This is a genomic window from Bacillus sp. GB_SG_008, assembly GCF_052038115.1.
GTDB lineage: Bacteria > Bacillota > Bacilli > Bacillales > Bacillaceae_G > Bacillus_A > Bacillus_A rhizoplanae.
The window spans coordinates 1-1,382 of record NZ_JBPZSK010000023.1 but is presented as its reverse complement, the minus strand read 5'-3'; the positions used below and the strand labels follow the sequence as shown (position 1 = coordinate 1,382).

Sequence of the window (1,382 nt, the reverse complement as noted above, 5' to 3'; positions counted from 1 at the left end):
GACAGACCCAGGGAACTGAAACATCTAAGTACCTGGAGGAAGAGAAAGCAAATGCGATTTCCTGAGTAGCGGCGAGCGAAACGGAATCTAGCCCAAACCAAGAGGCTTGCCTCTTGGGGTTGTAGGACATTCTATACGGAGTTACAAAGGAACGAGGTAGACGAAGCAGCCTGGAAAGGCTCGTCATAGAAGGTAACAACCCTGTAGTTGAAACTTCGTTCCCTCTTGAATGTATCCTGAGTACGGCGGAACACGTGAAATTCCGTCGGAATCCGGGAGGACCATCTCCCAAGGCTAAATACTACCTAGTGATCGATAGTGAACCAGTACCGTGAGGGAAAGGTGAAAAGCACCCCGGAAGGGGAGTGAAAGAGATCCTGAAACCGTGTGCCTACAAATAGTCAGAGCCCGTTAACGGGTGATGGCGTGCCTTTTGTAGAATGAACCGGCGAGTTACGATCCCGTGCGAGGTTAAGCTGAAGAGGCGGAGCCGTAGCGAAAGCGAGTCTGAATAGGGCGTTTAGTACGTGGTCGTAGACCCGAAACCAGGTGATCTACCCATGTCCAGGGTGAAGTTCAGGTAACACTGAATGGAGGCCCGAACCCACGCACGTTGAAAAGTGCGGGGATGAGGTGTGGGTAGCGGAGAAATTCCAATCGAACCTGGAGATAGCTGGTTCTCCCCGAAATAGCTTTAGGGCTAGCCTCAAGTGTGAGAGTCTTGGAGGTAGAGCACTGATTGGACTAGGGGTCCCCATCGGATTACCGAATTCAGTCAAACTCCGAATGCCAATGACTTATCCTTGGGAGTCAGACTGCGAGTGATAAGATCCGTAGTCAAAAGGGAAACAGCCCAGACCGCCAGCTAAGGTCCCAAAGTGTGTATTAAGTGGAAAAGGATGTGGAGTTGCTTAGACAACTAGGATGTTGGCTTAGAAGCAGCCACCATTTAAAGAGTGCGTAATAGCTCACTAGTCGAGTGACTCTGCGCCGAAAATGTACCGGGGCTAAATACACCACCGAAGCTGCGGATTGATACCTATGGTATCAGTGGTAGGGGAGCGTTCTAAGTGCTGTGAAGTCAGATCGTAAGGACTGGTGGAGCGCTTAGAAGTGAGAATGCCGGTATGAGTAGCGAAAGACGGGTGAGAATCCCGTCCACCGAATGCCTAAGGTTTCCTGAGGAAGGCTCGTCCGCTCAGGGTTAGTCAGGACCTAAGCCGAGGCCGACAGGCGTAGGCGATGGACAACAGGTTGATATTCCTGTACCACCTCTTTATCGTTTGAGCAATGGAGGGACGCAGAAGGATAGAAGAAGCGTGCGATTGGTTGTGCACGTCCAAGCAGTTAGGCTGGTAAGTAGGCAAATCCGCTTACCGCAA

The 1,382-nt window shown here is 51.2% G+C and carries 1 rRNA gene; it reads left to right on the top strand.

The window, feature by feature from the left end:
- Positions 1 to 1,382: ribosomal RNA gene (locus tag ACTDJC_RS22365) — 23S ribosomal RNA — on the top strand; the annotation flags it as partial.